General features: G+C 74.7%; 12 protein-coding genes. 9 read left to right on the forward strand and 3 right to left on the reverse strand.

All coding sequences use genetic code 11. The features are described 5' to 3' along the window. The first annotated feature begins 294 nt into the window (after nucleotides 1-294). The 7 genes from ACZ7GJ_RS10980 (at nucleotide 295) to ACZ7GJ_RS11010 (ending at nucleotide 10,193) form a co-directional block, all read left to right on the forward strand. On the forward strand, nucleotides 295-480 hold the full coding sequence (locus ACZ7GJ_RS10980) for a thiazolylpeptide-type bacteriocin (RefSeq protein ID WP_365927814.1): 186 nt from the start codon (nucleotides 295-297) through the stop codon (nucleotides 478-480). Between the two features lie 62 nt (nucleotides 481-542). Further along, complete coding sequence (locus tag ACZ7GJ_RS10985; RefSeq protein ID WP_470750893.1) at nucleotides 543-728, forward strand: thiazolylpeptide-type bacteriocin; 186 nt, start codon at nucleotides 543-545, stop codon at nucleotides 726-728. A gap of 107 nt (nucleotides 729-835) precedes the next feature. After that, complete coding sequence (locus tag ACZ7GJ_RS10990; RefSeq protein ID WP_470750894.1) at nucleotides 836-3,505, forward strand: lantibiotic dehydratase; 2,670 nt, start codon at nucleotides 836-838, stop codon at nucleotides 3,503-3,505. A gap of 38 nt (nucleotides 3,506-3,543) precedes the next feature. Next, nucleotides 3,544-4,734 (forward strand): lantibiotic dehydratase C-terminal domain-containing protein, encoded by a 1,191-nt coding sequence (locus ACZ7GJ_RS10995; protein WP_470750895.1) that lies wholly within the window; start codon nucleotides 3,544-3,546, stop codon nucleotides 4,732-4,734. Then, a complete protein-coding gene (locus tag ACZ7GJ_RS11000; protein WP_470750896.1) occupies nucleotides 4,731-6,497 on the forward strand; it encodes a hypothetical protein in 1,767 nt (588 codons plus the stop codon). Before ACZ7GJ_RS10995 ends, ACZ7GJ_RS11000 begins: the two co-directional genes overlap by 4 nt. Next, a complete protein-coding gene (locus ACZ7GJ_RS11005; RefSeq protein WP_470750898.1) occupies nucleotides 6,494-8,437 on the forward strand; it encodes a TOMM precursor leader peptide-binding protein in 1,944 nt (647 codons plus the stop codon). Before ACZ7GJ_RS11000 ends, ACZ7GJ_RS11005 begins: the two co-directional genes overlap by 4 nt. A gap of 70 nt (nucleotides 8,438-8,507) precedes the next feature. Next, nucleotides 8,508-10,193, forward strand: coding sequence for a thiopeptide-type bacteriocin biosynthesis protein (locus ACZ7GJ_RS11010; RefSeq protein WP_470750899.1), 1,686 nt, complete (start codon nucleotides 8,508-8,510; stop codon nucleotides 10,191-10,193). 11 nt (nucleotides 10,194-10,204) lie between these two features. Here the strand turns inward: ACZ7GJ_RS11010 and ACZ7GJ_RS11015 are convergent, their stop codons facing one another. Beyond that, nucleotides 10,205-13,222, reverse strand: coding sequence for an SGNH hydrolase domain-containing protein (locus tag ACZ7GJ_RS11015; RefSeq protein WP_470750901.1), 3,018 nt, complete (start codon nucleotides 13,220-13,222; stop codon nucleotides 10,205-10,207). A 14-nt stretch (nucleotides 13,223-13,236) separates the two neighbouring features. Then, nucleotides 13,237-14,907, reverse strand: a complete 1,671-nt coding sequence (locus tag ACZ7GJ_RS11020) for a glycosyltransferase family 2 protein (protein ID WP_470750903.1) — start codon at nucleotides 14,905-14,907, stop codon at nucleotides 13,237-13,239. Nucleotides 14,908-15,285: 378 nt separating this feature from the next. Between ACZ7GJ_RS11020 and ACZ7GJ_RS11025 the strand changes: the two genes are divergently transcribed. Both ACZ7GJ_RS11025 and ACZ7GJ_RS11030 read left to right on the forward strand, forming a co-directional pair. Beyond that, nucleotides 15,286-19,218, forward strand: coding sequence for a Pls/PosA family non-ribosomal peptide synthetase (locus ACZ7GJ_RS11025; RefSeq protein ID WP_470750905.1), 3,933 nt, complete (start codon nucleotides 15,286-15,288; stop codon nucleotides 19,216-19,218). A gap of 52 nt (nucleotides 19,219-19,270) precedes the next feature. Further along, nucleotides 19,271-20,617, forward strand: coding sequence for a M1 family metallopeptidase (locus ACZ7GJ_RS11030; protein ID WP_470750906.1), 1,347 nt, complete (start codon nucleotides 19,271-19,273; stop codon nucleotides 20,615-20,617). On the opposite strand, the gene ACZ7GJ_RS11035 is transcribed toward ACZ7GJ_RS11030, so the two are convergent. Next, nucleotides 20,602-20,991 carry a hypothetical protein gene (locus tag ACZ7GJ_RS11035; protein ID WP_470750907.1) on the reverse strand — a complete coding sequence of 130 codons (390 nt, stop codon included), beginning with the start codon at nucleotides 20,989-20,991 and terminating at the stop codon, nucleotides 20,602-20,604. The genes ACZ7GJ_RS11030 and ACZ7GJ_RS11035 overlap by 16 nt on opposite strands. Nucleotides 20,992-21,285 lie beyond the last annotated feature (294 nt).

The raw sequence follows: 21,285 nt of genomic DNA on the forward strand, positions 1-21,285 counted from the left end.
GGCGTGCTGGGACTGTGGAACGGGCCACACTGCGGGGTCAGTTGGGGTGATATGTCGGGATTGTGCGGGCGCTGCTCGCCCAATGCACTGTCAACCGCCCTCCGGTGAACCCCGAGTGGATCTGGATTTCGGCTCCAGCGACTCTTCAGTGGCGGGAGGGACCCTTGGGGTCGAGAACGGGTAAACCGGCCTCGATCCGGACCGGACCTCAAGCGGGTTACGTCCCCGCCCGACCCCGTTGTCCGGTCAGTCTCGAATCACCTTCGGCTTCCGCTTCCACCACGGGAGACATATATGTCTGACAACGCACGTTCGTCTGAATTCGACCTGCAGGACCTGGACCTGGGCGACCTCACCGTGACCTCGATGCGCGACACCGCCGCGCTGCCCGAGGGGGGCGCCTCCTGGGGCTCCTGCTCCTGCCAGGGCTCGTCCTCGTGCGCACAGCCGCAGCTGGACACCGGTGTGATCACGGACTGACCACCGAGAACACCCCGCCCCCGCACACCCATCACCGCAGGCCTCCACCAGAGGAGACGTACATGACCCACTTCAACGACAACCCGGGCTTCGACCTCGAGGACCTCGACCTCGGCGAACTGACCGTGACGTCCATGCGCGACACGGTCGCGCTGCCCGAGGGCGGAGCGTCCAACGGCGGCAGCTCCTGTTCCTGCGGCTCCTCCTCCTGCGCCCACCCGCAGATGCCGGACATCCCGGCGGTCTAGAGCCCCCAGCCCCGGCCACCAGCCGACACATGCACGCCGGATGCTTCCCGCCGCACCTCACGTGCGGCGGGAAGCCCGCGCGCCGCCACCGACAGGACGGGACCACCATGCCGCAGCCGCACCGCACGGCCGCAGACACCGTCGCCGCCGCCGACGGATACCGGGTCAGCTCCGCACCGTATGCGCTGGCCCGCGCCACCGTGCTCGCCCACCCGGCGCAGCGGCCCGCCGCGGTGGAGTTCCGCGCCCTGCTCGCCGAACTCCACCGGATCGACACGCAGCTCCTGCGCACCGCCGAACCGCTCTGCGACAGCCTGTACGAGAGCCGCCCCGGCCACCCCGCGGACTTCCACCGCGACGTCGTCCTCCCGCTGCGCCGCGCCCTGCACAACGGGCGCGAGCCCCGGCCCGCCCTGCTGGAGCGCCTCGGCGACCTGCCGGCCCGGGTGCCCCTGCTCGCGGCCTGGATCGACCTGCGCGCCCGCCGCGGCACGCTCCTCACCGAGCTCGACGCCGCCGCCGAGCGGGCCCTGACCGCCGAACGCGCGGACCTGGCGGCCCTGTGCCGCGAACCCGCCCTCGGCAAGGCCGTCGCCCTCACCAGCGCCGACCTGCTCCGGGCCGTGGAACGCGCCGGCACCGGCGCCGCCGACCGCAAGTCGCGCAAAGAGGAAGCCGCCGTACTGCGCTACGCCCTGCGGGCCAGCACCAAGACCAGCCCGCTGTCCTGGTTCACCGCGGTCGGCTGGGGCGAACTGCCCGGGTCCGCCGCCCGTCCAGTGCCGTCATGGGGCGCCCCGGAGCTGTTCGAGGACCCGCTGACCGCCGTGGTGAAGGCCAACCGCACCCTGACGACCGCCCTCACCCTCGCCCTCCTGGACGCCCCGCACCGCCGGGCCGCGCTGCCCCACCGGATCACCAGCACCGCCCGGGTCACAGCCGGGCGGGCGACGTACTCCCGCGACCGGGCCGCCTTCGCCGGCGGCCGCTATCTCGTGGCCGGCGAGGACGAGGTGGAAGTGGCCTGGGGCGGCCCGCTGGGCCTGGTCACCGGCCACGCCGAAAGCCCGCTGACGCTCGCCGAGCTGACCGAACAGCTGGCCGCCTCCCTCAAGGGCAGGGGCAGCGACGGCCGCACCGCGGCCGCCTCCTTCCTCGACCGGCTCGCGGAGGCGGGCCTGCTGGTCCCCGGTGACCCGGTCCCGCCGGAGGACCCCGACCCGATGGACCGCATCGCCGCGTGGCTACGGGACCTCGGCGCGAGCCACCCCGAGGACGCGGCGCTCGCCGACCGCATCGACGAACTCGCCAGGATGACCGAGGCGTTCGCCGCCACACCCGCGACGGAGCGCCCCGCCCTGCTCGCCGCCCTCTCACAGCGCTGGACCGAGCTCCTCGCCGACGCCGGACGCCCCGTACCGTCCCTCTCCGCCCCGCTCACCGTGCTCTCCGAGGACGTGGTCGCCCCCCGCCCGCTGGCGCTCGACGGCTTCCTCGACGCCGCCGACCACGAGGCGCTCGGCGAGGTCACCGCGCTGGCGGAACTGTTCGACCTCGGCCACCTCGTCCGCCGTGTCGTCCGCGACCGCTTCGTCGCCCGCTACGGCCGCGGCGGCAGCTGCCGCCACCCCTGGGAGTTCGGAGCCGAGGTCACCGAAGCCTGGGAGACCGCCGGCCGCCTCTCGCTCCTCGACCCCGCAGAACGCGCCGCCTTCCCCACCGGGGCCGACGAGCTGGCCGACCTCCGTACGGAGGTCGCCGAAGGCATCCGGGACGCCCTGGCGGAAGATCCGGCCGGCGTGGAAGCCGTCCTGCCACCGGACCTCGTCAAGACCCTCGGCGAACGCCTGCCCGGCTGGACCGTCGAACGCCCGCTCAGCTACGCGTACTTCCTCCAGCGGGACCCGGATCGGGGCCGGCTCGCCGTGAACCACGTGTACGGCGGGTGGGGCAGGTTCACGAGCCGGTTCCTCGACGCCCTGGACCCGCGCGCGACCGCCGAGGTCTCCCGGCAGGTCCGCCGCGGACTGGGGCCCGGCGCACGCGCCGCCCAGATCCGGCCCGTCGGCGGGTTCAACGCCAACCTCCACCCCCTGCTGGTCCCCGACGAGATCGGCCCCGACCGCCGCCGGGCCTCGATCGGCGAAGGCGACCTGGACCTCGTCCACGACGAGGCCACCGACCAGGTGCGGTTCCGGCTGCGGAGCACCGGCGAACTCCTCGACGTGCTCTACCCCGGCTTCCTCGCACCCGTCCTGCTCCCGCGCCGCATCGGGGCCCACCTGTGCGACCAGCCCCAAGGGGTCGTCGACTTCCGGGGGCTCGTCCCGCGGCGCGCCTTCCCCGCGCCGGGCGGCACCGTGACCCACAGCCCCAGGCTGAGCCACCGCCACGTGGTGCTCCAGCGCCGCCGCTGGCTGCTGCCGCCCGGCGTACTGCGCGAGCTGCGCGCCGACCTCGCCGCGGGCCCGGTCCCGGCGGCGGCCGCCCGCTGGCGCGCACTGCTGGACCTGCCCGAGCAGGTCTTCCTGCACCCGGTCGCCACCGCCCCCACCGGGAGCGCCACCGAGGACTTCCTGAGCGGGCTCAGCCGGCCCAAGCCCCAGTTCGTGGACCTCGGCAACGCACTGCACCTGCACTGCCTCGCCAAGTGGCTCTCCCGCCACGGCGACGGCGCGGTCCTGGAGGAGGCACTGCCGGCGCCCGGCGGCCTGGCCGCCCCCACCCGCGCGGTCGAGCTCGTGACGGAGGTCTACCGGGCCGGCCGGCCGCGATGACCCGCCCGCAGACGACACAGGAAGGAACGGTGCCGCACGTGCAACCGCATCCCCGCGAAACCGGCGCCCACGAGACCGGCCCCCGAGCGGCCGGCGCCCCCGCCACCAGCACCCTCGACGTGGTCGCCTACTACCACCACCCCGTCAAGGCCCCGCTGCTGCGCGAGGCGATCCTGCCGCTCGCCGAGTCCTGCGCGGCGGACGGACTGGCCGCACACGTCGAACGGCACTGGCTGCGCGGACCCCACCTGAGGCTGCGCCTCCAGGGCCCGGCCGCACAGGTGGAAGCCGCCGCCGAGTCCGCCGCGTCCCGGATCCGCGACCACCTCCGCACGCACCCCTCGCACGGCGACCTCACCGACGCCGAACTGCTGGAGCGGGCGGCCGAGGCGGGGCGCGCCGAACTCATCGCCCCGCCCTACGGGCCGATCACGGCGGACAACACGGTCCGGATCGAGGCCGTAGACCGGTCCTCGGTACGCGGCCTCCTCGGCGACGACGGCGCGGACCTGCGGGACGACCTGCTGCGCTCCGGGCTCGGCGCGCTGCGGGCCGGCGCCGGGTTCCTCGGGGACCACGGCGACAGCGCGCAGGCGAGGCTCCAGCTCACGGTGGCCGCCCTCGCCGCACACGCCTGCGCCCACCCCGGGGGTCTGGCCGGCGGGCACTTCTCGTACGTCTCCCACCTGGAGGACTTCCTCCTCCACGACGACCCGGACGGGCAGCTGCGCGCCCGCTTCGACCAGCACTGGGAACGGGCGGGCGACGCGGTGACCGGCCTGGTCGGCCGCATCTCCGGCGGCGGCGCACAGGGCTGGGAGCGGGCCTGGTCGGAGTTCTCTGGCGGCGCGTGGCAGCTGACGCAGGACCGGTACGACGCGGGCGCGGATCTGCACGGCGCCCCGCTGGAGTACCGGGTCCGGGCCGCCGCCACCGGCGACGCCGCGGCGGCGGAACGCTGGAACCAGGACGTCCGCACCCGGTACAGCGAGTTCCACCGGCTCCTGCGGCGCTCCGACCCCCAGGGCGCGATGTGGAGCCGCCCCGACTACCTCGTGTACCGGGCCTGCACCAACGCCCTGTACCGGCTCCTCGCCATCTGCGACGTCCGCCCGCTGGAGCGGTACCTGGCGGCGCACCTGGTCGTCCGCGCCGTACCCGGCCTGACCGGCTGCGACTGGCGCGCGGAGGTCGGCGCGGTCATCGACGCGGTGGAGGCCGGGGCGTGAGCACCAGGGCCGCCGCCGCGCCGGCGTACGAACTCGCGGCTCCCCGGACCGTACGCAGGCTGCGCCCCGGGGTCGCCGTGACCCCGCTGCGCCAGGGCCTCCACCTGCGGGGCCGCCGCGGGAGCGTCACCCTGGAGGGCAGCGCCGCGCTGCCCGCCCTGTGGCGGCTGCTGGAGGAGCCGCTACGGGACGGAGGGCTCGAAGACTTCCTGGACGGTACGGAGCCGGGCTCGCCCCTGCGCGCCGCGCTGGACACCCTCGTCGGGCAGTTGGACGCGCACGACCTGCTCGTGGCGGGGCCCGCCGGGCCGGGCGACTGCGGTCCCGTCGCGCAGTGGCTCGCCGTCACGGCGCAGCGGCCCGCCGACGCCGCGGCCGCGCTCGCCACGGCGCGGGCCGAGGTGGTGGCCGGCGCCCCCGACTCCCCGCTGGCCGGCGCCGCCGGACGGGCGCTGGCGCGGGGCGGGCTGCCCGTCTCGTACACCGTCGACCCGGCCCTGCCGCCGGGCCGGGTCCTGCTGTACGCCCATGGCGCCGGACCGGTGCGCGGAGTCGCGGCCGGACTGTGCGGCGGGAGCGGATACGCCACCGCCCCCGGCAGCGCCGACCAGCTGTGCTCCGACGCGGCGGCCCTGGAGGCGCGGCTCGGATCGGCCGGCGCCGGCGGTGAGTCCGGCGGGGCTGCTGAGCCCGGTGCGCCGGAGGGCGCCGCCGCCTTCACCACCCTGCTCGCGGGCGCCGCCGCACACCGGCTGCTGTGCGCGGCCGCCGGACTGCCGGACCCCGCGGGCGAGGGCGAGGACGAGCGGCTGCTGCCCGGGCTTCCGGCGGTGCTCCTCGCCGACGGCCGCCCGCTGCGGGCCGACTACCGCACCTGGCTCGGTCCCGCACGGCTCGACCCCGACCGGCTGACGGACCTCGCCCCCGCGGCCACCCTCGGCGAAGCGCTGCGCCGCGTCGCGGCCCTGGGCGACGCGCGGAGCGGCGTGCTGCCCGAACCGCACCCGGCGGACCTGCGCCAGCTGCCCGTACCGCTCGCCCGCTGCGAACTGCCCGAGTCCGTGCGACCCGGCGGCAGCCTGATCGGCGGCGCGCCGCGGCTGGACCTTGCGCGCCTGGAGGTGTTCTGCCGTGCGGCCGAACTGCTGCTGGACGAGGAGGACTTCACCGTCGGCGCGAATCCGGACCACGCGCGGGGCCGCGCCCTGCGCCGGGCGGCCGCCCGCCGCTTCGGGCCGTCCGCCGGGCTCGCGCGGGTGGCCGAGGCCCGGTGGGCCGGGCATCCGCAGGTGCGCCACTGGTGGACCACGCTCACGGACCGCCTCGGCGTGCCCGCCCGCCTGGAGGTCTTCCGGGCGGCCCCCGGCGAGGAGGTCTACCGGGCCGTCGTCCGCGGGACCGCGCCGCAGGTGCTGGGCGACGCCGTCGAGGCGACGCCGGGCGACGCGGCCGCGTACGCGGCGCTCGCCGCGGTCGCCGCCGTGTCCGCCGACGGACCGGCCGGGGCCCGCCCTTCGGGCGGCGCGCTCGCCCCGCTGGCCGCCGCCGGGGCGCGGACGGCCGCCTGGGAGGACCGTGGGTGGACCGGCGGCTGGCTGGCCGACACCGCCGCACGCGAGGGCGCGTTCCAGGACGCGCTGCACCGGCTGACGGGAGCGGCCCTCCCCGCACGGGCGTCCGTACCGGACCGGGCCCGCCAACTCACCGAGACCCTGCGGGCCTTCGGATTCACCGTCCTGCGCACCCCGGAGGAGGCCCGATGACCGCCACGACGATGACCGCCACGACGGCGACCGGCCCGCTCGGCGCCCTGCCCGCTCCGGTGCTCGACGCCGGATCCGCCACCGCGGTCACGGCCGGCCCGGCCGTGGTCCTGCTGCCGCGTTGGACCCTCGGACTCGCCGAGGAGCTGAGCCGCCACGCGCTCGGCCACCCGGTGGCCCTGGTCCCGGTGCGCTCCGACGGGGCGCTCACGGTGGTCGGGCCGGTACTGGGCCCGGGCGCGGCGGCCTGCCTGTGCTGCGCCGAGTACCAGCGGCTGGCCACGGCAGGCGGCCGGGTGCCCTGGCAGAGCCCGAAACTGGCACTGGCCGGCGTATCGTCCCCGGCGTTCGACGAGTCCGTCGGCGCCCTCGTACGGGACCTGCTGGAGCCGCCGCACGACCCGGGCGCCCCGCACGACCCGGACGGCGATCCAACCGCCGTCGTACACGTCGTGCACCAGGGGCGCGGCACCTGGTCCACCCACCGCATCCGCCCGGTCGGGGGCTGCGCGGTGTGCCGGCCGCTGCCGTCGGACGCCGCCTGCGGGGCGGTCCCGCTGCCCTCGGCGCCCCGGCCGCTGCCCGACCCGTACGTACTGCGCGAGCCCAACCCCCGTACCGGCCCGGACCTGTTGCGGGCGGCCCTGCACGACGAGCGGTTCGGCCCGGTGCGCCGACTGGTGCGCTCCGAGGACTCGGCCTTCTGCCTGACCAGCGCGTTCGTGACGGACGGCCGGTCCGTGGACGACGGCGGCTACGGCCGGGCCCGCGACTTCGCCGACAGCGAGCGGATCGCGCTGTTCGAGGGCATCGAGCGGTACGCGGGGATGCGGCCGACCGGCCGGCGCACCGGTCTGCGGGCCTCCTTCGCCGCGCTCGGTCCCGACCGGGCGGTGGACCCGGAGCGGCTCGGCCTGCCCGACCCCGCCCACCACGGGCACCCGGCGTCCTCGACCGTCCCGTACACCCCGGATCTGGAGCTGGACTGGGTGAACGGCTGGTCCCTGACCCGCGGGCGGGCGACGGTCGTTCCCGAGCACGTGGCGTACTGGGACGTACCGGGCACCGGCCGCCCGCGCGTGGTCTACGAGTCCTCCAACGGCTGCGGCCTGGGCAACAGCCCCGAAGAGGCCGCCCTCTACGGCCTGTTCGAGGTGGCGGAGCGCGACGCGTTCCTGATGGCCTGGTACGCGGCGACGCCGCTGCACCGCATCGAGCCGCCGTCGGACGACCCGGGTACGGCCATGCTCGCGGACCGGGCGGCAGCGGCGGGCTACCGGCTCGTCCTGCTCGACGCGACCAACGACTTCGGCATCCCGGCGGTCGTGGCGCTCTGCCGCTACGAGGGCTCCCACCCGGCCGCGCCGCGGATGTTCCTGGCGGCGGGGGCGCACCACGACCCGCGCGCGGCGATCCGCTCCGCGGTGGCCGAGGTCGTCACCAACGTGCTGGAGTCGGCGCACCGCTCGTTCGCCGAGGGCGGCCCGCGCGACCCCGAACGGCTGCGGCCGATGCTGGACCGGCCGGAGCTGGTGGTGAGCCTGGACGACCACGTCGGGCTGAACACCCTGCCCGAGGCGGGTCCGCGCCTGGAGTTCCTGTTCGCCCCGACGCCGTGCCTGTCGGTCGCGGAGGCCTGGCCGGGGGCGCCCGAGCCGGTGGGCGACCTCGCGGCCCTGCTCGCGGCCACGGTGGAGCGGCTGGCCCGCGCCGGACTGGAGGTGATCGCCGTCGACCAGAGCGAGCCGGGGGTGCGCGACCGGCTCGGCCTGCACTGCGTGAAGGCCGTCGTACCGGGCTCGCTGCCGATGACCTTCGGACACGTCAACCACCGCACCCGGGGGCTGCCCCGACTGCTGGAGGTGCCGTACCGGCTGGGCCGCACGGACCGGCCGCTGCGCTACGAGGACCTGTCGCTCCACCCTCACCCCTTCCCCTGACTCCCGCCGAGCCTGCCGACCGAGACCACCGAGATCACTGACACCGCCCACCCGGACGCGAGGAACCGCCGTGACGACGACCGACACCTGGCACAGCCACCACCTCTTCCTGCACTCCGCCGCCGAGGACACCGACGCGTTCCTGCTCCGCGACGCGGCCCCGTTCCTCGACGGCCTGGTGGCCTCCGGTCAGGCCGCCCAGTGGTTCTTCATCCGGTATGCCGAGGACGGCCCCCACGTACGGATCCGGGTACGCGCCCCGAGCGCGGCGGCCGCCGCGGCACTGCCGGGCGAACTGGCCCGGGCGGCGCAGGCGGTGCCCGTGGCGCCGGGTCCGTGGCCGTCGCGCCACGGCGAGGTCCGTGGGACGGCGTACGAGCCGGAAGCCGACCGCTACGGCGGCCCGGAGGCGCTGCCGGTCGCCGAGCAGGTCTTCGTCGCCTCCACCCAGGTGGTGCTCGGCGCCCTGAGGCAGCTGCACGGCGGCGGAGGGGGCGGGTCCGCGGCGCGGCTGATGCTCGCGGCGGACCTGGCGCACACGACGGCGTACGCGCTCGGCATGGACGCGCTCACCGCGGCGCGCTGGCTGCGCCGGCACGCGGCGAGCTGGCGGTGGATCACCGAAGTGCAGTTGCTGCCGGGCGCGTCGGTGCACACGCAGGTCAACTCCGTGTACGGCGCCCAGCGCGCGGGCCTGGCGCGCCGCGCGGCGAACCTGCGGGAGCGGCTCGACGCGGGCGCCGCCGCGCCCTGGCTCGGCGAGTGGGTGGAGCGGGTCCGCGAGGCCGACGTACTGCTGAGCACGGGGAGCGGGCAGCGCCTGACCGAGGCCAGGCGCGAGTGTCTGTGGGCTTCTCAGCTCCACATGCTCCTCAACCGGCTCGGCATCACCCCCGACGAGGAGCGCGCGGTGTGCCGACTGGCCGCCCGGACCCTGCTGGAGACGGACGAGCCGCCCGGCTTCTTCCCGCCGGGGCACACCGCAGCCGACGTGCAGTACCTGGAGCGCAGCAAGTTCCAGATCGGCCGGGGCGAGGACTCGGCCCTGCGGTCGCCGGGGCCGACGGCGGACGCCGAGGCGGCGGCCCGGCCCGAGGTCGCCCTGCCCGCCGATCCGCTGCCGGAGGTGTCGCTGCGCACCGTGCTGGCCGGCCGGTCCTCACTGCGGGGCGCGCTCGGAGGGCCGCTGGACGCGGGCACCCTCGGCTCGCTGCTGTGGCACTCCCTGTCCGAGAGCAGCCGCACCGAGCACCGCCTCGCGGACGGCTCGGCCCGCGTCCTGGCCCACCGCCCGTATCCGAGCGCGGGCGCCCTGTACACCGCCCGGGTGCGCCTGCTGGTCCTCGACGTGGCCGGCGTACCGTCCGGCACCTACGACTGCGTGCCCGAGCGCCGCACACTGCGCCGCATCGGCGCCGCACCGGAGGTGTCGGAGATCAAGCCGCTGTCCACCTACCTGTCCCGTCCGGCGACGGACCCGGACTGGATCGGGGTGGAGGAGGCGCCGGTCGTCCTGGGCGTGTACGCGGACCTCGGCCTGCTGCGCGGCCGCTACGGCCTGCGGGCCCTGCGCCTGGCCCTGTTGGAGACCGGCCACATGGCGCAGACGCTGCTGCTCACCGCGACGGCCCTGGGCCTGGCCGGCACCCCGCTGGGCGGCTTCCACGACGACCTGGCCCACGAACTCCTCGGACTGGACGACCTGGACCAGCCCTTGCAGTACCTGCTGCCGCTCGGACGCCGCACAACGGGGTGACACGCGGAGCGCTACCGGGCCTGCGCGCCCCCCTTCCGGGCCGAGACGGTGACGTGGTCGACCCGCATCGCGTGGCCCGGTTCGGTGGCCGGGCCCACGGTCGCGCCGTCGGCGAGCGGGAGCTTGCCGCCGACGGCGACGTCGAGGATCAGGAACAGCCCGTGGTCCACCGCCCGCTGCCAGGTCCCGGGGTCCATCCGGGCGGCGGGCACCCGGTGGTACACGCGGCCGTCGAGGTACCAGCGCACCTCCTGGGCGCCGGGGGAGAGGTCGACCTCGACGGCGTACGAGTGGAACCCCGTACGGCAGTCGGCGCACGGCTGGGGACCGGAGGTCAGGCCCACGGGTTCCGCGCAGGGGCCGCCTTCGGGCACACCGCAGTGCAGGGAGCCGAAGACGGTGTCCCGCCCGTTGACGGACTCCATGACATCGATCTCCCCGACGCCCGGCCAGCCGGTGTACCCGTCGCGCAGCGACGCCCCCAGCGTCCAGAACGCCGGCCAGTAGCCCGCCGCCTTCGCTCCGGTCACGTCCGGCAGGGCGATCGACGCCTCGATCCGCAGGATCCCGCCGGGCGGCGGCGCGAAGTCCGAACGCCTGGTCTCGATGCGCCCCGAACTCCACGCGCCGTCCTTGCGGGTGGGGACGATCTCCAGCGCCCCCTTCCCGTCGAGGCGGACGTTGTCGGTGGAGTCGGTCATGGTCTCGACCTCACCGGTGCCCCACTGCGGCGCGGGGCAGCCCGGGTAGCAGGTGCCGAGGTCGTGGATCCAGTCGGCGGCGGAGGGCGGGCTGCCCGCCGGGCCGTCGAACTCGTCCCGCAGCAGCCGGATCCACCCGTCGGCCCCGGGCCCGGGCCCGGCTCCGGCCGCATCCGCTCCGGGCGGACCGGGCAGCGCCCCGGACTCCGTGAGCAGCCGCTCCAGGCGGCCGGTGAGCACGACGGCCGCCACGTTGGTCAGGTGGGCGTCGTCCCGGTACAGCAGGATCCGGTCGATCACGGCCGGGCAGGTCGGACCGTCGCCCGGGCACAGGACCGGGTTCACGCTGATGCTCCGTACGCCGGGCAGTGCGCCGGAGGCGATCCGCCGGGCCAGCGGATCGGGCTGCCGGGAGTCCTTGCGGCTGAACGCGCAGGCGGCCGGGGACTCGGGACTGCCCGAGACGCACGCCGGGACGTCCGTACCGGGTACCGGGGTGTCCTCGATGTAGACGATCGGCGCCCCGAGCGCCCGCAGCGGCGTCAGCGTCTTCTCCCAGGCCTCCTCCAGGAGCCCGGCATCGCCGGTGTAGCGGTTGAGGGAGGCGATCACGATGAGCCGGGGCTTCGGCTGCTGCCGCAGCCGCTCCAGGGCGTCCGCCCGCCAGGCGTCGCACTCCCTGTAGGCGCGGCCGAGTTGGGGGCTGTCCACCGCGAGCTGCGCCAGCGGGCAGCCCTGCTTGACCAACTCCTGGAGCGCCCAGCCCCGTTGCGAGGCCAGCGCCAGCATCGGGGAGAACCACTGCCCGGCGTGCGAGTCGCCGAGCAGCACGATCCGGTCCGGGCTGTCCACCGCGCCGAACAGGCAGTCCGGGCTGCGGGTCACGGCCGGCGCGACCTCGCAGTCCCCGTCCGGCGGGAAGTCCTTGCGCGCCTGTACGGGACCCGGCACCACCGGGCCGTCGTCCACGCGGGCACCGGGGGTACGGGCGAGCAGGGAGGGGCCGGAGACGGCGCCCGGGGGCAGGCCGTTCAGCTGGACCGGGGTGGCCGGTCCCAGCAGGTGCAGCGTCGTGGAGCCCACCACCAGGGCGAGCACGACCGGCAGCACGACGGCCGAGACGCCCACCGACAGTCCGCGCCGGGGCAGTTCGGAGACCGTACGGCTACGGCGCAGCGGCTGCTCGACCCACCGCATGGTGGCGAGCGCGGGCAGCACCGCCGCCAGCGTCAGCGCGGCCTTCCCGGGCCAGCCGAGCGCGCCGAGGCGGGCCTCGGCGAGGACGAGCACCGGCCAGTGCCACAGGTAGAGGTTGTACGAGAGCCGCCCCACCGCCCGGGGTGCCCGCCCCGCGAGCAGCCGGCCCACGCCGTGGGCACCCGTCGCGTCCCGCTCGCCCCGGCCCGGTATCGCGGCGAGGATGACGGCGGCGGTGCCCAGCGTCGGGACGAGCGCCGCGTGACCGGGGTAGGGGGTCGAGGCGTCGTACGACACGACGCACCAGCCGATCGCCGCGGCCCCGGCCCAGCCGCACAGCAGCCGCAGCGGCCGGGGCCCGCGCATCAGGTGCCAGGGGAGCAGGGCCAGCAGCGCACCGACGCCGAACTGCCAGACGCGCGAGGGCGTTCCGAGGTACGCGAGCGATACGGAGCGGTCGGTCCAGTGCAGGGACAGGGCGAACGACGCGAGGACCAGCAGCCCGGTGAGGAGCGCCACGGTGGAGCGTACGGCCCTGCCCCGGCGGGCCGCCCGGGCCGTGCAGAGCACGGCCACCGCGAGCAGCGGCGCCCAGAACAGGTAGAACTGCTCCTCGACGGCCAGGGACCAGAAGTGCAGCAGCGGGCTCTGGTCGTGCCCGGCGGCGAGGTAGTCGGTCTGCTGCGACACGAAGCGCCAGTTGGCGGCGGACAGCGCTGCGGCGACGACGTCGTACTCCAGGTCGGCGCGGCGCAGCGGTAAGGTCAGCCAGGCTCCGGCCACGGCCACGGTGGCGAGCACCACGGCGGCGGAGGGCAGCAGCCGTCGGGCCCGCCGGGAGAAGAAGTCCCCGAGCCGGATCCGGCCGGTGGTGACCGCCTCGCGGACCAGCAGGCCGGTGATCAGGTAGCCGGAGATGACGAAGAAGACGCCCACGCCGACGAAGCCGCCCGCCGCCCCCGGAATCCCGGCGTGGAAGGCGAGGACCGAGAGGACGGCGACCGCGCGCAGACCCTCGATGTCGGGCCGGAAGGCGGAGCGGTGCGGGCTGGGTCCGGACTCCTCGCCGGAGCGGGATCCGGACGTCGGCCTGCGCAGACGGCGCGGGCCGGGTGCCACGGGGAACGACACGGTGATGAAGCCTTTCAACTCAGCCAGGGAAGCATCGGGTCGACCCATCCGGACGCCAGCAGACCGGTGAGCACGAGGACCGCGGAGGCGGCGATCGTCTCGGGCCAGCGGCGGGGCAGCAGGCCGGAGCGGGGGCGCCGCACCGACCGTGCGCGGGTGCGCAGCTCGGCCGTCAGGTCCCGGATCAGCGGGACGTTGATCTGGCACTGGACCAGGAGGTAGAGGAGCAGCCCCCAGTTGGGCTCCCAGCCGCCCCGGGCCACGGCCAGCGCGAGGCCCACGGCGGCGGCGCCGTTGGAGACGACGAGCCAGACCAGCGAGACGGCCACCACGCGGCGGGCCATCCCGCCCGGAGCAGCGGCACTGCGCGTACCCGTGGGCACCCAGGCGGCGCTGCGGCCCCGCAAGGTGTGCAGGAACGCGGTCGCGGCGGCCACGCTCGTCAGGACGTTCGCCCGGATCACCTCCACCCGCCAGCGGGTCCGGCTGATCCTCGGCAGCAGCACGTGCCAGAGCCACAGCGGGGCGAGCAGCGGCAGCACGTGCCAGGGCCGGATGTGGTCCGGGTACCAGAACATCATCACCAGCGGAGGCAGTGGCGCCGCGAAGGTGTTCACCGCCGTCGTCAGGTACCCGACGATGCCCTCGTAGAAGCACAGCCGCATCCGCCAGGGCGCGCGCATCCGCTTCAGCACGGGGGCGGTGAGCAGGTGGAGGTTGCCCATCGCCCACCGGTACTGCTGGTTGACGAAGGAGGTGAGCTCGTCGGGCGAGGTGCCCTTGGCCACCAGTACCGGTACGTACAGGGTGCGGAACCCCTGCTCGTGCAGGGCGAGTCCGGTGTACAGGTCCTCGCTGTGGTCGAGCCGGGCGAAGCCGCCGGCCAGGTCGATCGCGCTGCGCCGGTAGACGGCGTTGCTGCCGCAGCAGATGGCGGCGTCGCTCGCGTCCCGGGACGGCTGGATCCAGCGGAAGAACCACTCCTGGGCGGAGCCGGCGGCCCGCTGGATCCAGCCCATCGTCTCGTCGGTGTCGAAGCACTGCGGGCTCTGCACGATGCCGACGGCGGGGTCGGCCAGGTACGGGACGAGGTGGCGCAGGAAGTCCGGCCTGGGTGCGAAGTCCGCGTCCAGGATCGCGATGAGTTCGGCGCTGCTCAGGGTGAGCGCGTGGTTGAGGTTGCCGGCCTTCTTCAGGTGGCCCCGGTCGGGGCGTACGACGTACTCGTAGCCGTACGAGGCGGCCAGCGCCGCGACCTCGGGCCGGTCGGCGTCGTCCAGGATCCAGACGGTCAGCGCGCCGGGCCAGTCGACGGCCGCGACCGCGCGGTAGGCGTTGGCCAGGACGGGCAGCGGTTCTCCGCAGGTCGGCAGGTACAGGTCGACGTCCGGCAGCCGGGCGGGCTGCCACGCACGGACGAGCACCTCGTGCGACTGCCGGGTCAGCCGGCGGGTGCGGAGGCTGTTGACGGAGGAGAGCGCGAGGGCCACGACGTTGAGGCCGAGCACCGCGAGGAAGGCCCACAGGGCCGGGGTCCGCAGCGCGAAGGTGAACATGGTCGCCGCCGTGAACACGAAGGCGAGCGAGGTGCTGACCAGGACCCAGCGGCGCTGCGGCCCGAAGTACCAGTAGAGCTCTTCGTCGGAAGGAGGTTGCGGAAGGTGCGGAAGATGATGAACGGTCATAAAGCCCCCCACGGCTGTGTATGCGCCCGTTTCAGGTGACCCACCCTAATGCCAAAGGTGTAGACCATTCGTCCGAGAGCGGTGCAACGGGCGGAATGACACACGGTGTTGGCGTGAATGAAATGGTCCAGACCTGCGGCGTGGCTCCATTTCACCGGCAAGCCGGCCCGGCTCGGGAAGGTGTAGGCCACACGGGGGTGAACAGTCGCCGAACGGCTTCATTACCGTCTCTTCCCGGCCACGCGCAAGGCTTCAGTACGAAGATCCTTGATGCCGCAGTAGACTGGCGGGCTGTTTGGCGCTGGACCGGAACAACCTGGGCAGACCCGGGCTCCGCCCGGCGACCCGGACGTTTCCGGGAACGAGACGCGAGGGCCGATGGCAGCCACACCTGAGCGCGGTGATCTCACTCTGCTCGAAGACGTCGAGAACCCCGCGCGCCTCGAAAAGGGCGACGGGCGCGAGGAGTCGGGCAAGTCCGCCCGGTTCTCCGCCGGCCCCGCCGCCCCGCCGCGCACCCTCGTCGACGTCTTCGAGGCCTCCGTACGGGCGTACCCCGACGAACTCGCCCTGGACGACGGCACCGAGCAGCTGACCTACCGGGCCCTGGCCGCCGAGGTCGAGCGCCGGCGCCGCGCCCTCGCGGCCGCCGGAGTGGGGCTCGGCGACCGGGTCGGCGTACGCGTGCCCTCCGGGACCAACGAGCTGTACGCGGGCATCCTCGCGGTACTCGCCGCGGGCGCGGCCTACGTGCCCGTCGACGCCGAGGACCCCGACGAGCGGGCCGAACTGGTCTTCGGCGAGGCCGGGGTGCGCGCCGTGCTGGGTGCCGGACGGCACATCGACGCCACCGGCCCCGCGCAGGCCACCGCCCCCGCCGCGCGGCCGGGACCCGAGCACGACGCGTGGATCATCTTCACCTCCGGCTCCACCGGCAGGCCCAAGGGCGTGGCCGTCAGCCACCGCAGCGCCGCCGCCTTCGTGGACGCCGAGGCCGCACTCTTCCTCACCGAGGAGCCGATCGGACCCGGCGACCGGGTCATGGCCGGACTGTCCGTCGCCTTCGACGCCTCCTGCGAGGAGATGTGGCTCGCCTGGCGCTACGGCGCCTGCCTCGTGCCCGTACCCCGCTCCCAGGTCCGCAGCGGCGCCGACCTCGGCCCCTGGCTGGTCGAGCAGGAGATCACCGTGGTCTCCACCGTGCCGACCCTGGCCGCGCTCTGGGAGCCCGAGACCCTCAACGAGGTCCGGCTGCTGATCTTCGGCGGCGAGGCCTGCCCGCCCGAACTGACCCAGCGCCTGGTCACCGAGGGCCGCGAGGTCTGGAACACCTACGGCCCCACCGAAGCCACCGTCGTCGCCTGCGCCGCGCTCCTGACCGGCGAAGAGCCCATCCGGATCGGCCTGCCGCTGAACGGCTGGGAGCTGGCGGTGGTCGACGAGTCCGGCGAGCCCGTGCCGATGGGCGGCAGCGGCCAGCTCGTCATCGGCGGCGTCGGCCTGGCCCGCTACCTCGACCCCGAGAAGGACGCGGAGAAGTACGCCCCGCTGGAATCCCTCGGCTGGCAGCGCGCCTACCGCAGCGGAGACCTCGTCCGCGCCGAACCGGAAGGGCTGGTCTTCCTCGGCCGCGGCGACGAGCAGATCAAGCTCGGCGGCCGCCGCATCGAGCTGGGCGAGGTGGACGCCGCGCTCCAGGCCCTGCCCGCAGTCGCCGGCGCGGCCGCCGCCGTCCGCACGGCGCGCAGCGGCAACCAACTGCTCGTCGGCTACCTCGTCACCCAGGAGGGCTGGGACCGCGCGGCCGCCGTGGAGCGGCTGCGCGCCGAACTGCCCGCGGCCCTCGTACCGCTGCTCGCACCCGTCGACGAACTGCCCACCCGTACCTCCGGCAAGGTGGACCGGGGCGCACTGCCCTGGCCGCTGCCCGAACTGGAGACCACCGGCCCCGCCGAACAGCTCTACGGCACCGAGGCCTGGCTCGCCGAGCAGTGGGGCGAGACCCTCGGCGTGGCCGTCACCGGCGCCGCCGACGACTTCTTCGCGATCGGCGGCAACAGCCTCGCCGCCGCCCAGCTCACCACCCGGCTGCGCACCCGCTACCCGACCGCGGCCGTACTCGACATCTACCAGCAGCCCACCCTGCGCAAGCTGGCCCGGCACCTGGAGAAGTCCGCACAGGACGACGGCGCGACCCGGACCGTCGCGCCCGTACCGCTGCGGACCAAGGTGACGCAGTCGCTGCTGCTGCTCCCGCTGTTCACGCTGGTCGGGCTGCGCTGGACGGTGGCGCTGCTGGCCCTCGGCAACGTCCTGCACCGGTTCGGGCCCTACCCGTGGGCGCCGACCGCCTCGTGGTGGCTCGTCGCCGCCGGCGCCGCGCTGCTCTTCAGCCCGCCGGGCCGTCTCGCGATCGCGGCCGGCGGCGCACGGCTGCTGTTGCGCGGGGTGAAGCCCGGAGGCTACCCGCGCGGCGGCAGCGTGCACCTGAGGCTGTGGACGGCCGAGCGGCTCGCCGAGTACGTCGGCGCGACCTCGCTCACCGGCTCCTGGCTGGAGCGCTACGCCCGGGCGCTGGGCGCCAAGGTCGGCCCCGGAGTGGACCTGCACTCGCTGCCCCCGGTCACCGGCATGCTCAAGCTCGGCCGCGGCTGCGCCGTGGAGTCCGAGGTGGACCTGTGCGGGCACTGGCTGGACGGGGACCGGCTGGAGATCGGCCAGGTCAAGGTCGGTGCGGGCGCCGTGGTCGGCACCCGCAGCATCCTCTTCCCCGGCGCGCGGGTCGGCAAGCGGGCCGAGGTGGCCCCCGGGTCCGCCGTGGTCGGACAGATCCCGACCGGCCAGCGCTGGGCCGGAGCGCCCGCCGTCAAGCTCGGCAGGGCCAAGCGCAACTGGCCGGGGGAGCGGCCGCCGCGCGGGCTCCCCTGGCGGGCCGCGTACGGGGCGGCCGGCTTCTGCCTGGGCGCCCTGCCCGTACTCGCCACCCTGCCCGCCCTGCTCGTCGTCAGCCGGTTCGTGCCCGCCGACGCCGGTCTCGACCGGGCCCTGCACGGGGCCCTGCTCGCGGTGGTTCCCGCAGCCCTCGCCTACGGGTTCGCGTACGCAGCTCTGCTCCTGGTCCCGGTACGCCTGCTCAGCCTCGGGCTGCGCACCGGAATCCACCCGACGCACAGCCGGATCGGTTGGCAGGCCTGGACGGTCACCCAGCTGATGGACCTGTCCCGGGAGACCCTCTTCCCGCTGTACGCCGGGCTGATCACACCGGTGTGGCTGCGGCTGCTCGGCATGAAGATCGGCCGGGGCGCGGAGGTGTCCACCGTGCTCGCGCTGCCGAGCCTGACCACCGTGGGCGAAGGCGCGTTCCTCGCCGACGACACCCTCACCGCCCCGTACGAGCTGGGCGGCGGCTGGATGCGCATCGGACACTCCGAGATCGGCCGCCGGGCGTTCCTCGGCAACTCCGGAATGACCGCGCCGGGCCGCAACGTACCGGACGACGGGCTGGTCGGCGTACTGTCCGCCACTCCGAAGAAGGCCAAGAAGGGCAGCTCCTACCTGGGCCTGCCGCCGGTCCGGCTGCCGCGGTCCGCCGCCGACGCCGACCAGAGCCGGACGTACGACCCGCCCGCGCGGCTGCTGTGGGCGCGGGGCCTGGTGGAGCTCTGCCGGCTGGTGCCGGTGTTCTGCTCGGCCGCGCTGGCCGTACTGACCGTGGCGGCGCTCTGCGCGCTGGCCGGGCAGGGCGGTCCGGGGATCTGGGCCGCCGCGCTGCTGTCGGGGGCGGTCCTGTTCGCCTCCGGAGTGGCCGCGTGCGCGGTCGCGGTGGCCGCGAAGTGGCTGCTGGTGGGCCGCCACCGGGCGGCCGAACACCCGCTGTGGAGCGCCTTCGTCTGGCGCAACGAGCTGGCCGACACCTTCGTCGAGGTGCTGGCCGTACCGTGGCTGGCCGGATCGGTGCCCGGTACCCCGGTGCTTGCCGTGTGGCTGCGCGCGCTCGGGGCGCGGATCGGGAAGGGCGTGTGGTGCGAGAGCTACTGGCTGCCCGAGACCGACCTGGTCGTACTGGGCGACGCGGTCAGCGTGAACCGCGGCTGCGTGTTGCAGACACACCTCTTCCACGACCGGATCTTGAGGACGGATACTGTGGTCCTCCGCGAGGGCGCCACCCTGGGCCCGGGCGGAATCGTCCTGCCCGGAAGCACGGTCGGGCCCCGCAGCACGCTGGGTCCCGCGTCCCTGGTGATGGCCGGGGAATCCGTCCCCGCCGACACCCGCTGGCTGGGCAATCCGATCGAGGCGTGGCGTTCCTGAACGGGCGGCGCCTGCACGTCGTACCAGCACAGCGCAGGGAGCGGAAGCGGCAGTGAACGGCCAGACGACAGCGGCATCCGACCCGTACTTCCCGGCCAACGGAGATCCCCGCTACCGGGTGCACCGGTACGAACTCGCCCTGGAGTACCGTCCCGGCCCCAACCGGCTGGCCGGGACGGCCCGGCTCAGCGCCATCGCGGGCCGGGCGGCGCTCGCCGAGTTCCACCTGAACCTGGCCGAGTTCAAAATAGGCCGCGTCCTGGTCAACGGCCGGGCGCCGCACTACACCCACCGGGGCGGCAAGCTCCGCATCCGTCCCGCCAAGCCGCTGCCCGCCGGCGCCGCCTTCACCGTGGAGGTGCACTGGGCGGGCAACCCCAAGCCCGTGCGCAGCCCTTGGGGCGGTCTCGGCTGGGAGGAGCTGACCGACGGCGCCCTGGTGGCCAGTCAGCCCGTCGGCGCGCCCTCCTGGTACCCGTGCAACGACCGGCCGGCCGACAAGGCCTCGTACCACATCTCGGTCAACACCCCGTCCGCGTACACGGTGGTGGCCGGCGGCCGGCTGCTGACCAGGACGACCAGGGCCAGCACGACCACCTGGGTGTACGAGCAGCCCGCGTCGACCTCCAGCTACCTGGTCGGCCTGGCCATCGGCATGTACCAGACGGTCCTCCTCGGCGACCCCGGCCTCCACGGCGTTCCGCAGAGCGCCCACGTACCGGCGCACCTGCTGCCGCAGTTCTCCCGCGACTTCGCCCGGCAGCCGGCCATGATGGAGCTGTTCGAGGAGCTCTTCGGGCCCTACCCCTTCGGCGAGTACGCGGTGGTCGTCGTCGACGAGGAACTCGACGTGCCCGTGGAGGCCCAGGGCCTCTCGCTGTTCGGCACCAACCACGTGGACGGCGTGCGCGGCTCCGAGCGCCTCATCGCCCACGAACTGGCGCACCAGTGGTTCGGCAACAGCGTCAGCATCGCCGACTGGCGGCACATCTGGCTGAACGAGGGCCTGGCGAAGTACGCCGAGTGGATCTGGTCGGAGCGCTCCGGCGGCCGCCCCGCCCAGGAGCTGGCGGCCGCCGCGCACCGGTTGCTGGCCTCGCAGCCGCAGGACCTGATCCTGGCGGACCCGGGCCGCAAGCTCATGTTCGACGACCGCCTCTACCAGCGCGGGGGCCTCACCGTGCACGCGATCCGCTGCGCGCTGGGGGACGAGGACTTCTTCAAGATGCTGCGTGCGTGGACGAGCATCCGCAGCCACGGTGTCGTGACCACGGACACCTTCACCCGGCACGTGGGCCACTACGCGCACGAGCCGCTGGACGACCTGTTCGCGGCCTGGCTGTACCGGCCGTCCCTCCCGCCGCTGCCCTCCGGCGTCGCGGGTCAGCGCTTGCGCTGAGCCGGCGGGGTGCCCACGAGGAGCGCATCGGTCACGAGCCGGGCGCCGCGGGACAGGCGGCCCAGCTGTTCGAGCTCGACGGCGTACATCCTGATCGTGTTCTCGATCACCGACTCGGCGACACCCATCACGGGCAGTTCGGCCCGGCAGGTGTGCAGGGCCACGCGGACCGCGCGCATCTCGTGCTGGAGCTGGAGCTGTACGTGCCGTGACAGGAGCGCGGGGTGGCGGGTCAGTGTCAGGTAGCCGCCGTAGCGGGCCGGCAGGAGGTCCCGCAGCCAGCGCGTGGCCGTGCGTTCCCAGTCGTGAGTCCCGGGCGCCTTGACCTGCAAGGGCCAGTCCGGGCTACGCGTGATGGTGGCCGTCTGGGGCATTTCTCGTCACTTCCGAGTGGTGTCGAACTCTGATCGAGAGGTCTGCTGCTTGGGGCGGCCTCGGCCCAGGGGTTGACCGAGGCCGCCAGGGCGCTCTGCGGGATCCGTAAGCCGGACGGGACGCCCCGCCGTGACGTGAGGAGGAGCGTCACGCCGGGTGTCTGTTCTGGGAGTGCGTGGGGACGTACTCCGTGGCATGCGATGGATCCGGAACGCCGTCGTCAGTAAACATATATACCGTCTGGTAAGCAAGGGAATGAAAAATTTCATACACCTGGACGGTGTGAATATGCC

The sequence above is a fragment of the Streptomyces sp. NPDC037242 genome, assembly GCF_055604165.1.